General features: G+C 45.0%; 19 protein-coding genes. 10 read left to right on the top strand and 9 right to left on the bottom strand.

Annotation, left to right across the window (positions count from 1 at the left end):
• Positions 1 to 21 precede the first annotated feature (21 nt).
• From ACE1CM_RS10850 to ACE1CM_RS10830, 5 genes are all read left to right on the top strand, one after another.
• The gene (locus ACE1CM_RS10850; RefSeq protein ID WP_374877431.1) at positions 22 to 2,043 is read left to right on the top strand and encodes a hypothetical protein; all 2,022 of its coding nucleotides are present in this window, start codon (positions 22 to 24) and stop codon (positions 2,041 to 2,043) included.
• Between the two features lie 77 nt (positions 2,044 to 2,120).
• Complete coding sequence (locus ACE1CM_RS10845; protein ID WP_374877430.1) at positions 2,121 to 5,696, top strand: DUF6519 domain-containing protein; 3,576 nt, start codon at positions 2,121 to 2,123, stop codon at positions 5,694 to 5,696.
• A gap of 147 nt (positions 5,697 to 5,843) precedes the next feature.
• Positions 5,844 to 6,431: a hypothetical protein gene (locus tag ACE1CM_RS10840; RefSeq protein WP_374877429.1), complete on the top strand. Its 588-nt coding sequence runs from the start codon at positions 5,844 to 5,846 to the stop codon at positions 6,429 to 6,431.
• Positions 6,406 to 6,660, top strand: a complete 255-nt coding sequence (locus ACE1CM_RS10835; protein WP_374877428.1) for a hypothetical protein — start codon at positions 6,406 to 6,408, stop codon at positions 6,658 to 6,660. Before ACE1CM_RS10840 ends, ACE1CM_RS10835 begins: the two co-directional genes overlap by 26 nt.
• 239 nt (positions 6,661 to 6,899) lie before the next feature.
• Entirely contained in the window at positions 6,900 to 7,220 is a 321-nt protein-coding gene (locus tag ACE1CM_RS10830) for a hypothetical protein (protein WP_374877427.1), read from the top strand.
• A 96-nt stretch (positions 7,221 to 7,316) separates the two neighbouring features.
• Here the strand turns inward: ACE1CM_RS10830 and ACE1CM_RS10825 are convergent, their stop codons facing one another.
• The 3 genes from ACE1CM_RS10825 to ACE1CM_RS10815 all read right to left on the bottom strand — a co-directional run bounded on the left by ACE1CM_RS10825 (position 7,317) and on the right by ACE1CM_RS10815 (position 10,126).
• Positions 7,317 to 7,628, bottom strand: coding sequence for a DUF2103 domain-containing protein (locus ACE1CM_RS10825; protein ID WP_374877426.1), 312 nt, complete (start codon positions 7,626 to 7,628; stop codon positions 7,317 to 7,319).
• A 4-nt stretch (positions 7,629 to 7,632) separates the two neighbouring features.
• Positions 7,633 to 7,959, bottom strand: a complete 327-nt coding sequence (clpS, locus tag ACE1CM_RS10820) for an ATP-dependent Clp protease adapter ClpS (RefSeq protein ID WP_374877425.1) — start codon at positions 7,957 to 7,959, stop codon at positions 7,633 to 7,635.
• Positions 7,960 to 8,107: 148 nt separating this feature from the next.
• The gene (locus ACE1CM_RS10815; RefSeq protein ID WP_374877424.1) at positions 8,108 to 10,126 is read right to left on the bottom strand and encodes an FAD-dependent oxidoreductase; all 2,019 of its coding nucleotides are present in this window, start codon (positions 10,124 to 10,126) and stop codon (positions 8,108 to 8,110) included.
• A 45-nt stretch (positions 10,127 to 10,171) separates the two neighbouring features.
• Between ACE1CM_RS10815 and ACE1CM_RS10810 the strand changes: the two genes are divergently transcribed.
• On the top strand, positions 10,172 to 10,411 hold the full coding sequence (locus ACE1CM_RS10810; protein WP_374877423.1) for a hypothetical protein: 240 nt from the start codon (positions 10,172 to 10,174) through the stop codon (positions 10,409 to 10,411).
• A 443-nt stretch (positions 10,412 to 10,854) separates the two neighbouring features.
• On the opposite strand, the gene ACE1CM_RS10805 is transcribed toward ACE1CM_RS10810, so the two are convergent.
• The 4 genes from ACE1CM_RS10805 to ACE1CM_RS10790 all read right to left on the bottom strand — a co-directional run bounded on the left by ACE1CM_RS10805 (position 10,855) and on the right by ACE1CM_RS10790 (position 13,581).
• On the bottom strand, positions 10,855 to 11,853 hold the full coding sequence (locus tag ACE1CM_RS10805; RefSeq protein WP_374877422.1) for an alpha/beta hydrolase family protein: 999 nt from the start codon (positions 11,851 to 11,853) through the stop codon (positions 10,855 to 10,857).
• Positions 11,854 to 11,909: 56 nt separating this feature from the next.
• Complete coding sequence (locus tag ACE1CM_RS10800; RefSeq protein ID WP_374877421.1) at positions 11,910 to 12,104, bottom strand: transposase; 195 nt, start codon at positions 12,102 to 12,104, stop codon at positions 11,910 to 11,912.
• A gap of 19 nt (positions 12,105 to 12,123) precedes the next feature.
• Positions 12,124 to 12,780 (bottom strand): Uma2 family endonuclease, encoded by a 657-nt coding sequence (locus ACE1CM_RS10795; RefSeq protein ID WP_374877420.1) that lies wholly within the window; start codon positions 12,778 to 12,780, stop codon positions 12,124 to 12,126.
• Between the two features lie 123 nt (positions 12,781 to 12,903).
• Positions 12,904 to 13,581 (bottom strand): Uma2 family endonuclease, encoded by a 678-nt coding sequence (locus ACE1CM_RS10790; RefSeq protein ID WP_374877419.1) that lies wholly within the window; start codon positions 13,579 to 13,581, stop codon positions 12,904 to 12,906.
• A gap of 161 nt (positions 13,582 to 13,742) precedes the next feature.
• Here ACE1CM_RS10790 and ACE1CM_RS10785 point away from each other — a divergent pair, with 161 nt between their 5' ends.
• Positions 13,743 to 14,420 carry a hypothetical protein gene (locus ACE1CM_RS10785; protein WP_374877418.1) on the top strand — a complete coding sequence of 226 codons (678 nt, stop codon included), beginning with the start codon at positions 13,743 to 13,745 and terminating at the stop codon, positions 14,418 to 14,420.
• Between the two features lie 174 nt (positions 14,421 to 14,594).
• On the opposite strand, the gene ACE1CM_RS10780 is transcribed toward ACE1CM_RS10785, so the two are convergent.
• A complete protein-coding gene (locus ACE1CM_RS10780; protein ID WP_374877417.1) occupies positions 14,595 to 15,560 on the bottom strand; it encodes a DNA cytosine methyltransferase in 966 nt (321 codons plus the stop codon).
• A gap of 65 nt (positions 15,561 to 15,625) precedes the next feature.
• Here ACE1CM_RS10780 and ACE1CM_RS10775 point away from each other — a divergent pair, with 65 nt between their 5' ends.
• Positions 15,626 to 15,871 carry a hypothetical protein gene (locus ACE1CM_RS10775; protein WP_374877416.1) on the top strand — a complete coding sequence of 82 codons (246 nt, stop codon included), beginning with the start codon at positions 15,626 to 15,628 and terminating at the stop codon, positions 15,869 to 15,871.
• Between the two features lie 52 nt (positions 15,872 to 15,923).
• On the opposite strand, the gene ACE1CM_RS10770 is transcribed toward ACE1CM_RS10775, so the two are convergent.
• Positions 15,924 to 16,628, bottom strand: a complete 705-nt coding sequence (locus ACE1CM_RS10770; RefSeq protein ID WP_374877415.1) for a Uma2 family endonuclease — start codon at positions 16,626 to 16,628, stop codon at positions 15,924 to 15,926.
• A 166-nt stretch (positions 16,629 to 16,794) separates the two neighbouring features.
• Between ACE1CM_RS10770 and ACE1CM_RS10765 the strand changes: the two genes are divergently transcribed.
• Positions 16,795 to 17,412, top strand: a complete 618-nt coding sequence (locus ACE1CM_RS10765; protein ID WP_374877414.1) for a DUF4142 domain-containing protein — start codon at positions 16,795 to 16,797, stop codon at positions 17,410 to 17,412.
• A gap of 325 nt (positions 17,413 to 17,737) precedes the next feature.
• Positions 17,738 to 17,930: hypothetical protein (locus ACE1CM_RS10760; protein WP_374877413.1), on the top strand; the 193-nt coding region annotated here is incomplete at its 3' end.

The raw sequence follows: 17,930 nt of genomic DNA, 5'->3' as shown, positions 1-17,930 counted from the left end.
AATTAGCAATTAGCAATTAATATGAACTTTGATGCCGAAAGATTGTACAACCTGCTGCCAGCTATTTACCGCATTCGCGATGACGAACAGGGTAAACCGCTGCACGCTTTGCTATCTGCCATCGCGCAAGAAGTAGCAATCCTAGAAGAAGATTTATCCCAACTTTACGACGACCAATTTATCGAAACTTGTGCCGAATGGGTCATTCCTTATATCGGCGATTTAGTCGCCAGTCGAACTATCCGAAATTTAGGGAATCTCACGCCCAAAATCCTCAGCAATCGCGCCGAAGTTGCTAACACCATCGCTTACCGACGGCGCAAAGGCACTGCTTCAATGTTGGAACAATTAGCGCGAGATGTAACGGGTTGGGATGCGCGGGTTGTGGAGTTTTTTCAACTGCTGGCAACTACCCAGTATATGAACCACCTGCGCCCCCAAAATCGTTCTTGGTTAGATCTGCGAGACTGGGAATCTTTAGAACGCTTAAATACTGCTTTTGAAACTATCCCGCATACGCTAGATGTGCGCCGCATTGCCAGCGGTAGGGGACGCTATAATATCCCCAACATCGGCATTTTTTTGTGGCGTTTAAATTCTTATTCCCTCGCCAATTCTCCCGCTTTCAAACTAGATGATCGCCGCTACTTATTCAATTCCTTGGGTAACAACACGCAGCTATTTAATAAACCTGAAACAGAGGATGAAATTACCCATCTGGCGTCACCGATTAATGTCTCGATGCCCATTAGTCGCCGCGTGTTGGATCGATACCTCGAAGTCTATTATGGCGAAGAAAAAAGCCTCTTTATTAAAGTAGATAACGCGAAAATTGATATTAATCAAATCGTCGTTTGCAACTTATCAGATAAAACGAGTGGCGAGTGGGCGCATAAACCAGAAAATAAAATTGCTATCGATCCGGTTTTGGGGCGAATTGCTTTTCCAGATACTCAAACTCCAACCGATGTGCGCGTTATCTATCACTATGGTTTTAGTGCTAATATGGGCGGGGGTGAATACGATCGCGCAGATTCCCTCGATTTTAAATTAGAACCCGTTGTCAAAGTTCCTCAGCAATATCCCACGATTCAGCAGGCATTAAACGCCGTTGTTGATGGCGGTGTAGTTGAGATTGAAAATAGCGATCGCTACACCGAAAATCTAACTATCAACGTTAATCCAGGTAAGCGCATCGAACTGCGCGCCGCTGATGGATTTCGCCCCACCATAGTTTTAAATAGCAACTGGCAAATTACAGGAGGAGAAAATGCAGAAGTCACGATTAATGGTTTATTAATTAGCGGCGCAAGTCTGCAACTTCCCGCAACTAACAATAAATTAAAGCAGTTGCGATTAATACATTGCACTTTAGTACCGGGATTGAGTTTATCGATCAACAGCGAACCGAAAAATCCTACATCGCCCAGTTTAATTGTGGAATCGGATCGCACGATTGTAGAAATCGCTCTCTCCATCCTTGGAAGTCTGCAAGTAGTAGATAGCGCCACAGTGCAAATTAGCAACAGCATCCTAGACGCTACAGCAGAAGATAACGTCGCCTATTCTGCCCTTGATAGTAAGTCCGCAGGCGGAAATTTAACTATCAAAAATAGTACCGTTATCGGCAAATTACATACAGTTGCAATCGAGTTGGCATCCAATACTATCTTTCTATCAACTCTGGCAAAAACAGATACTTGGAAAGCACCTGTTTGGGCAGAAAGACGACAGGTAGGATGCGTGCGCTTTTGCTATTTAGACTTCAACTCTTTAGTACCGCGCCGCTATTATTGTCAACCAAAAACCGCACAAGATGCAGCGCGCCTCCTTCCGCAATTTACCTCAATTCGTTACGGCGATCCGGGTTATTGTCAGTTGAGTCAGCGCTGTGCGATAGAAATTCGTCAAGGTGCAGATGACGAATCAGAAATCGGGGCATTTCATGACTTATATCAACCCCAAAGAGAAACTAACTTGCGGGTGCGTTTAGATGAATACTTGCGCTTCGCTTTAGAAGCGGGAATTTTTTATGCAACCTAGCTAATCGGTAATAAAACCAATCACCAATCACCAATCACCAATTAGCAATTAGCAATTACCAATTACCAAAGGAGTTTATGATGAAAGGCGATTTTAGCAGACAAACATTTGACCCTAAAAAACACTACAGCAGCGTCCTCATGCAACAAGGTCGCGTGCAAGTCGATGCAGATTGGAATGAACAACAAGCGATTAATCAATACCGCATTGAAACCGAAACGAAAGATGTAATCGGCAAATGCGGCGTGCCGAAGCAAGGCGGGGGATTTAAAATCGAAGATGCTGGTAGCGATTTGACGATTTCTCCTGGACGGATTTATGTAGATGGGATTTTGTGCCAACTCGAAGAATCCACCCCAATTCCGATTACCTTTCCAGCGGGAACAAATAACCAAGTGCAAGTCCCAAACTGGATCGTCGATCATCTACCATTTGAAAAATATCAATGGGTTGAACTTGCCGCTGATGGTATCGATTGGACAAAGTTCCGTATTTTGGATGTGAATTTAAATCAACGGACTTTAACCCTAAACACCAGGGATCTAACCTCGTTCAAAAGAGCAAATAATCCCATCCTGCGCCGCATCATCACTTATGCAACTCAGCCAGATTATCCCAATCCCGAATACATTATACCAGCAGGCGATAATCCACCACAACTGAATCTAGACAATGGAAATTATCTAATTTATCTCGATGTTTGGCAGCGTCATATTACAGCACTCGATGATGACCAGATCCGGGAAGTGGCATTGGGCGGTGCTGATACTGCTACCAGAACAAAAACAGTTTGGCAAGTTAGAATCTTACCCTTTAAGGAAACAGATGAAACAATAACTTGCAATACACCAATCGATTTTAACCCAGCAAGTACGGGAAAATTAAATGCGCGAACCAAACCTATCGATAATCCAAAAGAACCCTGTTTAATTCCACCAACTGCTGGTTACCTGCGATTGGAAAATCAACTGTATCGCGTCGAAGTTCATCAAAGTGGAAAATTAGGCGAAGCTACCTTTAAATGGTCGCGAGATAATGGTTCATTTGTCACTAATATTGAAAAATTTGATGGCAATATTCTGAGCGTACACGATGTGGGACGCGATGAAGTTTTAGGATTTGCTAACAACCAATGGGTGGAAATTGTAGACGATCGAACCGAGTTAAACCGGCAGTTGGGGCAATTAGTTCAAATTGACAAGATTGAAATAGCAACGCGCAGGATTACCCTAAAAACAGCCCCCACAGCAGTCGAATCAAAATGGCATCCAAAGCTGAGACGTTGGGATAGCCAAAATGCAATTAAACTAGAAGTACCAGCTAGCAATGATGGTTGGATTGCTCTCGAAGGTGGCATCGAAGTTAAGTTTTCTGATGGTTATTACAACAGCGGCGACTACTGGATGATTCCAGCACGGACAGCAACGGGAAATATTGAATGGGAATCTGATTTACCGCAACCCCCCTTAGGAATTCAACACCACTATTGCCGTCTTGCTGTTGTTGAATTTGATGACAATACATTCAAAAATATTCAGGATTGTCGCAAGCATTTTCCGCCCCTGACAGAGTTGCCAACTGGTGCGGGTTGCTGTACTGTGACGGTTGGCGATGGGGTGAGAAGCGTGGGAGATTTTAGCGATATCAAAGAAGCGATTGCATCCCTACTCCAGCAACAAAATGGCGGCAAACTCTGCATCCTCCCAGGCAACTATGTTGTTAGAAAAACCATTGTCATCGAGGGAGGTAGAAATTTAATTATAAGCGGTTGCGATCGCCAAACTTTGATTCGAGGAATTCGCGAACAACCAGTTTTTCAACTCGACAACTGCCGCAACGTCACATTAGAATCTTTGCAGATCGAAGCCGCCTCTGAGCGAGGCGCGATCGCAGTCAATTCTAGCCAAGAATTCAGCCTCATTAACTCTTCTATTAGGAATAAAGCATCCGCATCCAGCGTCTGGGTCCAAGCAAAAGGCGTGCGAATCTTGGGCAATCATTTAACTGGCATTTGGATACAAGACGGATCGGCAAATATCCTCATCCAAGACAACGAAATTGCCAGGGGTACGTCAGCAGGAATTGCTTTAGGTAGCATCGACAATATTGAGAAAATCTCTACCAAAGCCGCAGGAATTTCTCACATCGAAATTATTGGCAATCACATTCACGACATCAGCAACAGCGGCATTAGTACCGTTGCTCACCAAAAAAACGACAAAGTTGGCATCGGAGATGTGGAAAACCTAACCATTTCCCACAATCAAATTGTCCAATGTGCCGCAGAGAAACCAAATCCTTTCTACGATAATCAAGCCGTCGGTGGAATTATCCTGCGCGAAGTTTCTCAGGTTCGCATTCACCACAATTACATCGCCGAAAATGGGCTGGAAAAATCCCTAGCCGCTTGCGGAATTTTCGTCACTGACAGTCAAGGACTAGAGATTGCCAATAATACCGTTATCGATAACGGATCGGTTGAGGAATCAGGGGAAGATTGCATCAATTTTACTATCCTGCCGACAGGTTCTGGCCCCAATCCCAGAGTTGTGCAGGGAGTACAATTCTTAGTGCGGAATTTCAACGGAACTCCCCTAGAACAAACCCAAGTGAATTCTACGGGACTTAACTGCGGCTTTAATACTGAAATCCAACTTCCTTCTCCCGTCACAAGCATTTCTCTGACTCTAATTAGCTCTGCCTCACCAGCAAGGATTGTCGCCTTTAATCAGGATCGTTCTCAAGCTGGCACTGGCGAAACAAGTGGAGGAACGGTAACAATTGCAGGTGCAGCAATCAATCGCGTTACAATCTTTGCTCCTCAAAATGAAGCTGGATTGCTGCGGTTTTGCTTTGGCACCCCTACCACTTTTTATCAAGCAGGTATTGTCGCCTTAAATGTCATCGGAGGTAACCTTGAAGCCCCAAATAAACGGTCTTTCCCCCGCACTGGTACGCCTGCTGCCTCAATTCAAAACAATGCAGTAGTTTGTCCAAAAGGACACGCTCTAATTGTGACAGCAATAGGCCCTGTGTTGGTTTCTGGCAATACTTTGTCCAGTCACGGGGTATATACTCAACCCAATTCCATCCCACCTTGGGATACTTTGGGCAGGTGTGTATTCATTTCAAATCTGGGTTTAATGCCAGAACTTTACAGCCCCATTCCAGGCGATTTTATCGCTACTAACATTCACCTAGAACGTCCGTTTGTTACAGCTACTACTCAAAGAGTATTGCCCGATGGACGAGTGCAATTTCACAGCAACCAGGTAACGCTTCAAATAACAGGCAAGCGCGATACCCAACTCGACGCTCCGATTGCCATTGTTTCTTTGGATGATATCTCGTTCCAAGACAATCAAATCTTGACAGAAAACATTTCCGGAGTATCCTTTTTTGGTGTAGTGACCCTGGCTCCAACTATCCGCGCTTCCGGCAATCGCTTTACCGAACTCCGGGGCAAAACTACTTTTTCTTACTTTTCAAGCGCCCAATTCCTCAACCTAACAACCGATAACCAATCTACCCATTGCATTCTAACCAGCGCCAATCCAGGTCAAAAGATTGAGACAAACAATCAAGAAATCGCAACTCTGATCTGGAAGGAAAAAACTTGCGCTAGCGCGCGAGCGCAACTCAAACAAGAGTAGTAACCCCAGTTGCAAGCTGGCAAGCTTGCCAGCTTGCTAATATAGGATTTTACTGAGATTAACCATTAGCCATTAGCCATTAGCAACTATGCATGAGATAACTAGCAACTTGAGTTAGCAATCAAAATATTTGTAAGAGGTGACTTTATGTCTGATCCAGAATTTGAAGTTAATAATATCAACGCTTTGGTTGAGAATCTGCTGAGTCAGGCAGCTGGGGCAAATCTACAGATCCTCGAAAGCTTTGCTAACATCCAAAATCGCCGTGCATCACGTCTAGCTGATGCTGAAGCTCGATTGAAAGCCGATTTGGGTGAAAATCATCCCCAGGTGGCAGCGTTGCATGATGCTGCTGCAATGGCGGCGGCGATGAACCACGCCCTCGAAACCATGGCAGTCCGTACAGCACGCCGTCCCAAAGTCAAAGAAAATGAATGGTTGGTATTCGGACGGGTATTAGATGCAAATGGCAACCCAGTTGCAGGCGTGCGGGTGCGAATTTTCGATCGCGATCGTATCTTCGATGACTTGCTAGGCATCACCGAAACCGACGAATACGGCGACTTTGCCATTACCTACCACGAGCGCGACTTTGCCGAACCGGGGGAAGGACTTCCGGAATTATACTTAATGCTCTCGGACACCGAAGGTAATCTTCTATACTCCTCCCGCGATAATATCCGCTATAACCCTGGTCGATCCGAGTATTTTGAGATCGTGCTGCCTAGCAGCTGACCAAGAAGACGCACCAGATGGGGAGATGGGGAGATGGGGAGATGGGGAGACGCACCAGATGGGGAGATGGGGAGATGGGGAGACGCACCAGATGGGGAGATGGGGAGATGGGGAGACGGGGAGATGGGGAGACGCACCAGACGCACCAGACGCACCAGACGCTCTGAGCGACCATTCTCAAGATCTCTGCACCTGGTCTAGCAGCCCTCCCGAATTTATTCGTGGATAAGAAAAAATTTCTTCCTTGTGGGAATCCCTTGGCGCCTTCCATCGGGTGTCCCCGCGTCCGGTGCCTCCTTAGCGTCCCCGCGTCAGGAGCGTCCGGTGCCTCCTTAGCGTCCCCGCGTCAGTCCTAACTATGGGTAATCAAACGCCCTTCTATTGTATTTTTTTGTAAACGCCGCTACATCTCGAAACAATAATCCTTTAGACTGATTTGCAATTGAAAATTTTGGGATAAGCAATCACATGCAGATAGCAAATTTGCACTGGCACGATTATTTAGTGCTGATTTCTTTTGTTGGTTCTATTGCTGGCCTAATCTTACTATACGATCCCAAGCGAACTCAAGGGGAAGAGTTTGAGGAGATCGAGCGCTCGCTCATGCAAATGTGCTTTACTTACTGGCTGGTGTACTGCGTCGCTAAAGGCATTTTAAAGTTGGAGTTGCCAGACTGGGAAACTCTAGTGATGAGTTTAAAGTTAACGGCGGTTATTTCTTACTTGCTGACGTTCTGCTGCATCCTGTCCCTACCGCTGCACCGTCTTTCTAAGCAGTATGCCAAATAATTTTGGTAATAAGTAATGGGTAATTGGTAATGGCAAAATCAATCAAGATAGGAATGAGCAATTACCCATGAGCAACTACCCATTAGCAATTAGCAATTAGCAATTATTTTTGTTTGTCTTGCCAAGGGCTATTGCGATCGCCTCCTCTAATTCTATCTGAGATAGGGTTGAGAGGATGAAGACTTCTTGAACCGTTTTTCCTGACCGGGCTAGCACTTTAAAACCCCCCCGAATCGGTACGGAAACCCGCAACTGCAATTGGGGGGAATGACCTTTGACGCGGCTAAGAACGCCTGGGGTGATGGTTTGAATGCCGGGGTAACCAAGCAGGCGTTCTAAAACTGGGATTAAGCCGTGAATGTGGGTAGAATGATTCCAAACTAGCCTGCCACGGTCGGAATTTTTCATGGGTTTAAGCAGCTTCGATGGGTGCCATTGTTAGACCGGCACGAGAAAGCTGTTGATGGTAAAATTCAGCTTGCTCTTGGGGACCAACCCAAACAATGGCTTGACCTTCATAGTGTATCTGGTTGGTGAGTTTCCAAGCGCGATCGCTCGTCATGTTCGGAATATACTTCACCAAGCAGTCATGGACGTGCTGAAACGTGTTGAAATCATCGTTCAGCACGATCACCTTGTAATTAGGATAAGGCTTGCGGGTAACTTGAGATGACTTCTGGGGCGTTACAGTCGGTGCTGTCGCCATCGCTTGCACGGCTGTTGAAAATACTATCGACATAGGGTCAAGACTGAAATTACAGACGCAAAACGGCTCTAACAGCTTTTTAGCATACATTGACAATTCTGCTGTTGGGGGATTTCCGAATATGTTTAACAGTTGACAGTCAACTGTCAACTGTCAACTGTCAACTGTCAACTGTCAACTGTTACCGCCAATCTTGCCAAGCATTATTAAATATCGAAGTATTGGGAAAGGCAACGGGGTTGTTGTTTTTCGCCAACAGGCGTTGCAGTGCTTCTAATTGCGGTTCGGGGCGGGGAAGGTCATCTACTAATTGATAAGGCATAACCCCATTTTTTAAAGCAAAATCCGCTACAGTTCCAGCTGCTGCACCTGCCGACCATTCAAATGAGTGTACGCGATAAGCGGCGGCAGCAGTATGACTGGTGGCGATGCTTTTACCTGCGACTAGCATGTTATCGATTTTTTGGGGAATTAGCGCCCGCAATGGTATCTGAAATGGATACGCTTCCCCTTGTCCTTTTCGGGTTCCTTCTTTTTCCGTATTTCCAGGCGCTTCGGGTGGACTGTTGGTCATGCAAGGATGGAAGTCAATGGCATAGTGTCCGATGCCGACCGAATCTGGGAAAATAAACGCACGCGATCGCGCCGCCACCTGTTCTGGCGATACAATACCTGCAAGTACCGCAGCTGCATTCAATCCCGACAAGGACGCCCACAAGCGACGATACGCATCCGGTTCTAAAGCTTGGCGATAAAAATCTGTGCGGAAATTGTTGCGCGAAATATCAATTTCCCACACCATAAATCCTTCTGGTTGAGCATAGCTAGGGCGTCCAATTATACGCCGTCCTTCGCGCATGTAAGGATATTTTGATAACCCGTGCGCCGTTCCCATTGGCGAATCAAATCCGGAAAGAAAGCGATGATTTGGATAGGGTTTTTTGACTCCATCCCCCAGTTGAGAATCTGTAGTTCCTGTCACTAACCAGTAAAAATATCCAATCGCGTGTTCTTCTCCCCGGCGTAAAGTTTCCGTCCGCAATCCGCCCATCCATCCCCCAGGTTGCAATTGTCCCGTTGCTTGCAATTGGGCGCGGGTATAAATTAAATTATCCTGGGATGTTCCCGGACGATAATCGTTTCCCCAAGTCCAGTTTTGCATTGAAATATCGCCGACGTTTATGGGGAATTGTTTCGGGTCTGAGGGTAATTTTTGCTCGGGTTTGGCACTATAGATGCGACGGTAAGTAAAAACTAGAGGAAAACTGGCGAGTCGCTGTAATTCGTAACTGTAATAAGGTGCGTATTGCGAATAAAATGGCGGCAATGTATGGTTTTGCGGTTCCGCCGTTGCTTGCATGGCAAAGGTGTAAGTAAAACCTTGGGTGCAATAAGCATCGCCTGTGGTGCTAGATGAAGAAGGTTCTAAATAAGAACGCGGATCGATTCCTAAACGATAGGGAACGTCAGCGAGTCCGATTAATTCTCCCGTTTCGGTGGCATCAATTACATACCAATCCGCTGGTTTAGGCGTGCGGGTTTGTTTGCGAGATTGACGGGGTACGAAGCGGATAATTCTTTTATCGAAACGGGCAGAATTTTCGTAACGATAGGCGTCTTCTATCTTGGCAGAAAGAGTTTCGGTGTTGATTGGGGATGTGCCTTTTGCTGGGCGATGTTGAATTGCGATCGCACCCGTTATTTGTTTCCCATCCGGGCTATATTCCAGTTCCTTAATAACAGTAGAAGGAAGCCATTTCAATTTCCCATCACCCTTGTCTTCGGCATCTTTTAATACCTCATACAACAACTTGTGACCATCGCGGGGTAGAAAACAAGATTCGCTTACCCAACACTTACCGGGATTGAGGATACCGTAGTGTTCTTTGATACGCTGACGGAAGTCTAGATAACCGCGCGGGAAGTATAAGCGATCGCGTTGAGTTTTTCTTTCGTCGAGGGCGGAAGTACCTTGGGCAGAAATTTGTCCGCCTACCCAATCGGTAATTTCCGTCAGACAGACAACTCGTCCTGCGAGTAACGCTTCGTAGGCGGCGGCGGACCCGGAGAGTCCCCCACCTGCGACGAGAATATCGCATTCTTCGGTTTTATCAGGTTGTCTGGGGGGTGCGGCTACGGCGGCGGGGATGAGTTGTAGCAGAATTGAGATTAGCGGAACAATAGTGAGCGATCGCTTCATACTGTATAAGAATCAGCGTACAAACTTTTTAAGTTACCACAGCTAGTGACTCAACCATACCCCATGCCTGCTGGGATTTCTCAATCCGAAGATGTGCCAAAAGCTTGGGAATTCTGGGGTGCAAATGAAAGGCGATTAAAAGCTGGTATTAGTTACAGAGTTACGGTAGCGATTGAACCAGTCGCGCCTGTTGAAGTGGATCTGGTTACGGAGACTGTTTTGAGAATACAGCTAGGCACGCAGCGAGAATCTGAGCTTGAATCGATTGCTACACCTGACTCTTGAGGGAAATAATGCCAAACCAAACAGTAGAAGAAATTCGTCATTGGGTGGCGATACTCCAAAGGAGTCGCTACGCGAACGCAGGTTCAGTTAAAGATGCGGAATATGTTGGCTAGCGCCATACTAACCAACAGAACTGCCAGCCTATTTCTTCTAAATAAAAGAAGCCTCTGGCTGTAATTAAATATGGAATTTTAAGCAACTGGAGTCACCTTTTACTGAGATTAATTAGACAGATATTTGTTAGCGCTGAATAAAAAGTTGCGCTGGAGCATGAAGATTATGAACAAGTGCCATCCGACGAAGAGCGAAAAGATTTTTGCGAATTCCCAAGTAGCGAGAAAAAAGAGTTCTTCTGGAAGCGGAGTCAGAATAGCGGTCTTCATTGATGGCACTTTAACGAAAGCTTAACCAGTAATCTTGAAGAACTGCCCCAACAGACAACCTTACTTTCGTTCAAAAGACGCAATCAAAGGGTTGTTAGCCCCTAGAAGTTGAGTGAGGGCTGTTAAGGCTGTTGGTTGATGGCAAACATGAGCATCAATGAATAAACCAATCGCTTCTGCTAGCAGATTCCGTAGTTGGTCTTCTGGTTGGGTGGCTGGAAAGTCTAGGAAAGGTCTACCTGTGGTGGAATCAAATGGATAGGCGATAGAAAAATGATTGGCTCCCTCTAGAAGCAGCAGATAAGAATCGTCTCTACCCCCTGCGATCGCTTCCCTGAAAGTGCGTAGCACTGGGGTTGTCGCTTGTTCCCAATCAACTCCATAGTGGTGACTGCTTTTGGCAATCACTCCATCACAGGTGCCTCCAATCAACATCAGTGGTAAAGCATCAGGCAAGGGTAAGATTGTGCCCGATGGATATCCGAGTTGTAAAATTCCTGCTGTATGGGCACCATAGGCAAAAGCAGCCACAACTTGTGGGAAAAATCGTGGATTTGCACTTTCAATCGCAACTCTACCTCCAGCAGAGTGCCCTCCTAAGACGATATTTTGTAAATCCAGCAGCCCAGCCAGAACCCCCTCAGTTTGTAAACGCTCTAACGCTGCCAACAGGGCGGGCAAAGCAGAGGCCGTCGGGCCAGAGCCATAGGTGTTTGGAGGTAACATTCTGAGGTTGACACCCGGAGTCAGAGATACCATGCCAGGTAAGTTTTCGGCAATCCAGGAGAATGTGACGACCACAAGCCCACGTTCTGCCAATTTAACAGCGAACCACTGATACATGTCAGGACTACAGTTTATGCCATTAAAGAAAATGACAACTTTGAAGAGAGACCGTTGAGGATCGGCAGGAACAATACCCATATCTTGTTCCCGATCGCTGCCTGACATCTGGGCTGGATAGAAAACTTTCAGATGAATCGTGTCATACGGAGACGAAGCCTCTTCTACTTTGGCAGCCTGGAAAAGTGCGCGAACGATCATAGCAAAACAGTTCATTTATTCAGGTTTAATTAATTTTAGTGGAGCTGCCGTACTTGGTGTGATAATTTTAGCTAATCAGAGCAACTAGCGAGTAAGCGGGCACGTAAACTCTCAAAGTTTTTCAAACCATAACTTTGGCGGATAATTAACTTAGCTTTATTGTTAATTCCTGCCATCACACCACTGGTAGTTCGGTTAATGAAATAGTTACAACTACCCTCTAAATGGTCATTGATTGTCTGAACAACTTTGCTGTACAGTTTCAAAATGTTTGTGGCAAGCTTTTCAAGCGATAGAATTGGGGTCAATGCCTAGCGATCGCAATCTTTCTTCTAACTGTTGAATCCTTTCTTCTGGTGTCCGCAATCGTTGCCCCTGTCGATCGTACCAGTAAAGCCATTCCCGCGTAATTCCCTGATAAGTTCCCCTGTCTCTACCAATGCCTAAACCAATCTCTTCTAGCCAAACAGGATTGCCTCGTTGCAATACATATTCACCATCGGTCAAGCGATACACTTCTAAGGGCTGTTTTTTGCGTCGCAAGGGATTGTAAATAACATAGTACAATATCTCCAATTCTGCATACTGTTTTTTCTTACTGGTATATTCTCCACGACGTTTTTGCGAAACAACTTCTAGCGCCAATATCGGGACGCGCTGTTCTTCCCATATCGGATAACTTAACCGTAGATTTTCATCAAAAAATCGCTCGACTCCTAGACTTAAAAACCCATCTGGAACAATCGCTGGTTGTTCCAAATCGTAGTATATTCCCATATCAATGCCGAAAAACCAATCCATCCTGTTTGTCCATATAAGAGCGAGAATGGCTTTTAGCAGAGAAGGAATTAAATCTTGCAGTTCATTATCCACAGGTGTATCGTCAGAGTCGGGTAGATCTTCAGCACTAGGCAAGCAATGCAGTGGATTATACTTGAACATGACTAACTTCCCCCAATTAATGCCCTTTTCTTTCTTTTAGCATTTAGATGGCATGGTGTGAGAGATGATGAATTTTTCACGGCTGACATGATACCTCTGGCATAGGGATTGGTGGATACTGTTTCAAGAGATAGAATTGGGATCTATGCCTAGCGATCGCAACCTTTGAGCCAACCTTTCCGCCCTTTGTTCTGCTTGCAAAATCCGTTCTTCTGGTGTTAGCAATCGTTGCCCTTGTTCATCATACCAGTAAAGCCACTCCCGCGTAATTCCCTGATAAGTTCCTCGTTCAGATCCAATTGCTAACCCAATTTCTTCTAGCCAAACTGGATTTCCCCGCTGCAATACATATTCGCCATCGGTCAAGCGATACACTTCTAGAGGTTGTTTTTTGCGCCGCAAGGGATTGTAAATGACATAGTATAATATCTCTAATTCGGCATACTGTTTTTTCTTACTGGTATATTCCCCTCGACGTGTTTGCGAAACAACTTCTAGCACCAAAATCGGTATCCGCTTTTCTTCCCAAATTACATAACTTAAGCGCAAATTTTCATCAAAAACCCGCTCGACTCCCAGACTTAAAAACCCATCTGGAACAATCGCCGGTTGTTCCAAATCGTAGTGGATTCCCATATCAACGCCAAAAAACCAATCCATCCGATTTGCCCATACAAGAGCTAGGATTGCTTTTAGCAGGGAGGGAATTAAATCTTGCAGTTCATTATCCACAGGCGTATCATCCGAGTCGGGTAGATCTTCAGCACTAGGCAAACAATGCAGTGGATTATACTGGAACATGACTAACTTCCCCCAATTAATGCCCTTTTCTTTTTTTTAGCATTTAGATGGCAGTATTGTAACAAGTAGACCTGTTGCCAAAGTGGATTGATAGTAGAAACTTCGGATTGTACTCTTTAATCCAGTAATATTAGACTGAATAGCCAAGAACAGAAAAGCTCATGGCAGTAAAAATCATTGAATTTTTAGGTATGAATGCTCATGGTTTAAGCGCTTCAGACTATCGAGCGGCTGAAAAGTTATGTCCCTACATTGGCACAATGTGTAAAAAAATAAATCGAGAGCTTGAGCAAAAACCGATGTGCGTAGTTGAAAGTCGTGGGGGCGTTCCGCTAATTGTATGCGAACATAGACTTTTATCTACGGTGATGGAAACTCCAACTTCCTATCAGCGTTCTAGATTATTTGAAATATCGCAAATAATATTTGATGAGGGTATAGAACCCAAAGACATTGAATACAAATATGAAGTCACAACCAGACTAAGGCAAAGATCCAACTTTGTTCTTAGGGATAAAAGAAACGGTGATGCTTGCATTTTGGAAATCCAAGGCGGTGGGGAAACAAGTTCTACAAGGATTCTGACTGACCATGTAACCAAATGGGAGAATGGAGAAAATGTAAAATTAGATGATTTTCCCGTTCGAGTTACAAAAAGCGGTAAGATGACTGCCCCTGGACTAATTCCGGCGAATGCCTGGAGGCGCTTGCAAGAACAAATCATCGTCAAAGGCGGAATCTGCGTCAGTTCTGAGAAGAAGTTTGTTGCAGCTATGGGTAAAACGATCTATCTACACCTATTGGGAAAATTACCCACGATCGAATCTATGAAGCGATAAAAAAGCGGTTCTTGGAATTGTGCTTTCATCCCTTATGAAATAAGTAAAGGCGAACAAATTGATTTCAACCTTGACAGAAATAACGTCTTATACTTAGACCTCAAAGAATTAGTGACTAAGCTAATTGAGTATGGTGTGAGAGATGATGAATTGTTCACCGCTGACATGATACCTCTAGAAGAGGGCTAGTTGGTGGAAAGTAGGGCGCGAAGGTTCTTTGATCAGATCGTATCCTTTTTCAACGTAAACAATCCGTTCGGCAATGTACTTAGCCACGTAAACAGTTACTGCGTTTCCTATAGTTCTGAATCGACGAGAGTCCAATCGGGGGGAAATCCCTGAAGTTTCTCGTACTCCGAAGGCGTCATCCGTCTGACAGACAACATCTGAGCTACCTCTTGAATCAAGCGTCCAAGTTTCTCCGTCATTACGAAATCCTTTTGACTGCGGGCCTGCTGTATGCTTTCTTCCAATTGAGGCATGTTGGATAGAATAGAGATTTGATTTTTGATTGCTGTTTCTAACTCCACTGGCAGTGGTTTTTGCCTCGCACTGGCTCGATCTAGTAGGGACTGCAAATGGTCTGTCGTCAAGAAGAACCTTAGCGGCACAAATCGATCCAAAACTTCCGACAAGGAAGACTCTTCTACGTCTCTGGGGTGTTCCGAAGAATTTAGAGTCAAACACTCTCCACGAAAGACCATACCCGCACCCGTCCAATTTATTGAGGACAACTGCAAAATCTCTTCCATTGTTACTATTGAGCAATCCTGGGACATTTTCGAGAACAATCCATCGAGGTTGGCGTTGTTCAACAAGTTGTATAAAGTTATGGAATAGTCCACTTCTGTTTCCTTCTAAACCTTTTCTTTTACCTTGATTCGCTAAGGATACATCTTGGCAGGGAAACCCTGCAACATAAATATCAGCGGCGGTAATTTCAGCGCTATCTATCTCAGCAATATCTGGATATAATGGCACATCAGGCCAGTGCTTTTTCAATACCTTTCTGCAAAAAGCATCGATTTCACACTGCATTACAACTTCCATCCCAGCCATTTCAAAGCCGATATCGAAGCCTCCAATCCCTGAAAAAAACGATGCCACGCGCCAACGCCTTTCCATTATGTTCGCATTCATAGGGTTATTACTTGACTATACCCAATATATTGCGTATAGTCAATTAATTTGAGTTTGAAACATAAATGGTAACTGTACGGTGGAGGCTGAAAGAGTTGCTCCAGATCGAGGGAATAACTCAATACCAGCTGATGAAGCTTGCTCAGGGTAGAGTTAGTAAAAATCCCATAGTAAGTGCGGGTCAAAATGAACTTAATGGGGTTCAGTTTAGTACATTGGCAGCAATAATAGACGTGCTGGAAACTCATCTTGATAGGCAGAGCGGCATCTCTGAATTAATAGAAGTTAGAAGAGAGATAATTGATGAGTAAAAGAATCGAACCCTTCGCGCGCATTCGGCGATTTTATCTGGTGAATACTGTTTCAAGCGATAGAATTGGGGTCAATGCCGAGCGTTCGCAATCTTTCTGCTAACCTTTGGGCGCGTTGTTCTGCTTGCAAAATCCGTTCTTCTGGTGTCAGTAATCGTTGCCCCTGTTCATCATACCAGTAAAGCCATTCCCGCGTAATTCCCTGATAAGTTCCCCGTTCAAATCCAATTCCTAACCCAATTTCTTCTAGCCAAACCGGATTTCCTCGCTGCAATACATATTCGCCATCGGTCAAGCGATACACTTCTAGGGGTTGTTTTTTGCGCCGCAAGGGATTGTAAATAACATAGTACAATATCTCCAATTCGGCATACTGTTTTTTCTTACTGGTATATTCTCCCCGACGTTTTTGCGAAACAACTTCTAGCACCAAAATTGGAACCCGCTGTTCTTCCCAAATCACATAACTTAAGCGCAGATTTTCATCAAAAAAGCGATCGACTCCCAGACTTAAAAACCCATCTGGAACAATCGCTGGTTGTTCGGGGTCGTAGTAGATTCCCATATCAACGCCAAAAAACCAATCCATCCGGTTTGCCCATATAAGAGCTAATATCGCTTCCAGCAAACCGGGAATTAAATGTTGCAGTTGATTATCCACAGGCGTATCGTCCGAGTCTGGTAGATCTTCAGCAGAAGGTAAGCAGTGTAGTGGGTTGTACTTTAACACGATTGATTTCCCCCAAAGTAATGTCATTTTCTTTGTTTTAGCATTTAATACAGCAGATAATTGATAAATAGAAGTAGCGCTAGCTCTAAGGTATAGGTCGTTAAAACAGAAAGCTTACCCCAAGACAGAGGCGCTTTAAAACCAGAAAATCACCATTAAAAGTAGAAGATTAAAAACCTCTCGTCAGTCAGCCATGTTTAAAAGTTTAACAGTCACAGGGGCTATCATCGCAGTTGGATTAGTTGGTACGTTAGATTACTCAGCAGTCGCTCAAACTAGGGAACCTGCACGACCTGCATCGTCATCCCGCCAAAGTCAGATAAGTGCGATTGACAGACAGTTTATTATCGACGCCACCCAAGGGGGAATGGCAGAAGTCAGACTTGCACAACTCGCTTTGCAGCGGTCAAGAAATGAAGAAGTAAGGGAATTTGCCCAGCAGATGATTGATGAACATACACGAGCAAATCAGGAACTGATGAGCTTAGCAACTCAAAAGGGAGTGACGCCGCCAGCAACACCAGGTCCCAAATATGAAGCAGCAATGAGACAGCTGATGCAACTATCTGGAGAAAGTTTCGACCGCGCTTATATGAGCGAAGCGGGACTTAACGGTCACTTGGAAAGTGCGGCGGTATATCAGCGTCAAGCTATGTTGGGACAAGACCCAGATCTGAGAGCTTTTGCTGCCAGAATCTTACCAAGGGTGCAGGATCATTTGCAAATGGCTGGCAGAATGACCGGCAATACTTTTGCTTTTTCAAACGACAACAATCTGCGTTCTATGCCTGATATGCAGATGAATCAATAACAGGACTTACGCAACGTTTCTATATGTATTAACGCACCATCTGCACCAGATCTGGACAGGACTTACGCTCATATTCCGGGTTTCTCGGAAAAATCGTTGATTTGTAAACTAGAGATCTAGGTCGAAACTTTGGTGATGGCAAGGTCGTGCGTAAGTCCTGAATACAGCGGATTGCAGCCGTATGAGGTACACCTTCGGAATGCAATAGCGGCTGCCATTAATGCTTGCCGCTATTGCATTTCTTCGCCTTAAGGCTTTCCCTCACTCACTTGCAATCCGCTAAGCTGCTACGCACCTAATTTGAGAGTCAAATTTTGCCTTCTTCTTGTGGGGTGGGCATCTTGCCCGCCTCTTTATTGGATTTAAATGCGTAGCAGCTTATAACGCTCAAGCTGTCGTTACCAACGCTCAAGCTGTCGTTACCAACGCTCAAGCTGTCGTTACCAACGCTCAAGCTGTCGTTACCAACGCTCAAGCTGTCGTTACCAACGCTCAAGCTGTCGTTACCAACGCTCAAG

Origin of the sequence: Microseira sp. BLCC-F43, assembly GCF_041929235.1 — a bacterium.
Classification (GTDB): Bacteria; Cyanobacteriota; Cyanobacteriia; order Cyanobacteriales; family Aerosakkonemataceae; genus Microseira.
This window is presented reverse-complemented; position numbering and strand designations above follow the sequence as displayed.

Coding starts and splice junctions, on each gene's coding strand:
- ACE1CM_RS10795 (WP_374877420.1), bottom strand. CDS start 12,780: ATGTTCAAGTATAATCCACTGCATTGCTTGCCTAGTGCTGAAGATCTA.
- ACE1CM_RS10850 (WP_374877431.1), top strand. CDS start 22: ATGAACTTTGATGCCGAAAGATTGTACAACCTGCTGCCAGCTATTTAC.
- ACE1CM_RS10805 (WP_374877422.1), bottom strand. CDS start 11,853: ATGAACTGTTTTGCTATGATCGTTCGCGCACTTTTCCAGGCTGCCAAA.
- ACE1CM_RS10845 (WP_374877430.1), top strand. CDS start 2,121: ATGATGAAAGGCGATTTTAGCAGACAAACATTTGACCCTAAAAAACAC.
- ACE1CM_RS10770 (WP_374877415.1), bottom strand. CDS start 16,628: ATGACATTACTTTGGGGGAAATCAATCGTGTTAAAGTACAACCCACTA.
- ACE1CM_RS10780 (WP_374877417.1), bottom strand. CDS start 15,560: ATGAATGCGAACATAATGGAAAGGCGTTGGCGCGTGGCATCGTTTTTT.
- ACE1CM_RS10840 (WP_374877429.1), top strand. CDS start 5,844: ATGTCTGATCCAGAATTTGAAGTTAATAATATCAACGCTTTGGTTGAG.
- ACE1CM_RS10790 (WP_374877419.1), bottom strand. CDS start 13,581: ATGTTCCAGTATAATCCACTGCATTGTTTGCCTAGTGCTGAAGATCTA.
- ACE1CM_RS10825 (WP_374877426.1), bottom strand. CDS start 7,628: ATGAAAAATTCCGACCGTGGCAGGCTAGTTTGGAATCATTCTACCCAC.
- ACE1CM_RS10765 (WP_374877414.1), top strand. CDS start 16,795: ATGTTTAAAAGTTTAACAGTCACAGGGGCTATCATCGCAGTTGGATTA.
- ACE1CM_RS10775 (WP_374877416.1), top strand. CDS start 15,626: ATGGTAACTGTACGGTGGAGGCTGAAAGAGTTGCTCCAGATCGAGGGA.
- clpS (WP_374877425.1), bottom strand. CDS start 7,959: ATGTCGATAGTATTTTCAACAGCCGTGCAAGCGATGGCGACAGCACCG.
- ACE1CM_RS10785 (WP_374877418.1), top strand. CDS start 13,743: ATGGCAGTAAAAATCATTGAATTTTTAGGTATGAATGCTCATGGTTTA.
- ACE1CM_RS10830 (WP_374877427.1), top strand. CDS start 6,900: ATGCAGATAGCAAATTTGCACTGGCACGATTATTTAGTGCTGATTTCT.
- ACE1CM_RS10815 (WP_374877424.1), bottom strand. CDS start 10,126: ATGAAGCGATCGCTCACTATTGTTCCGCTAATCTCAATTCTGCTACAA.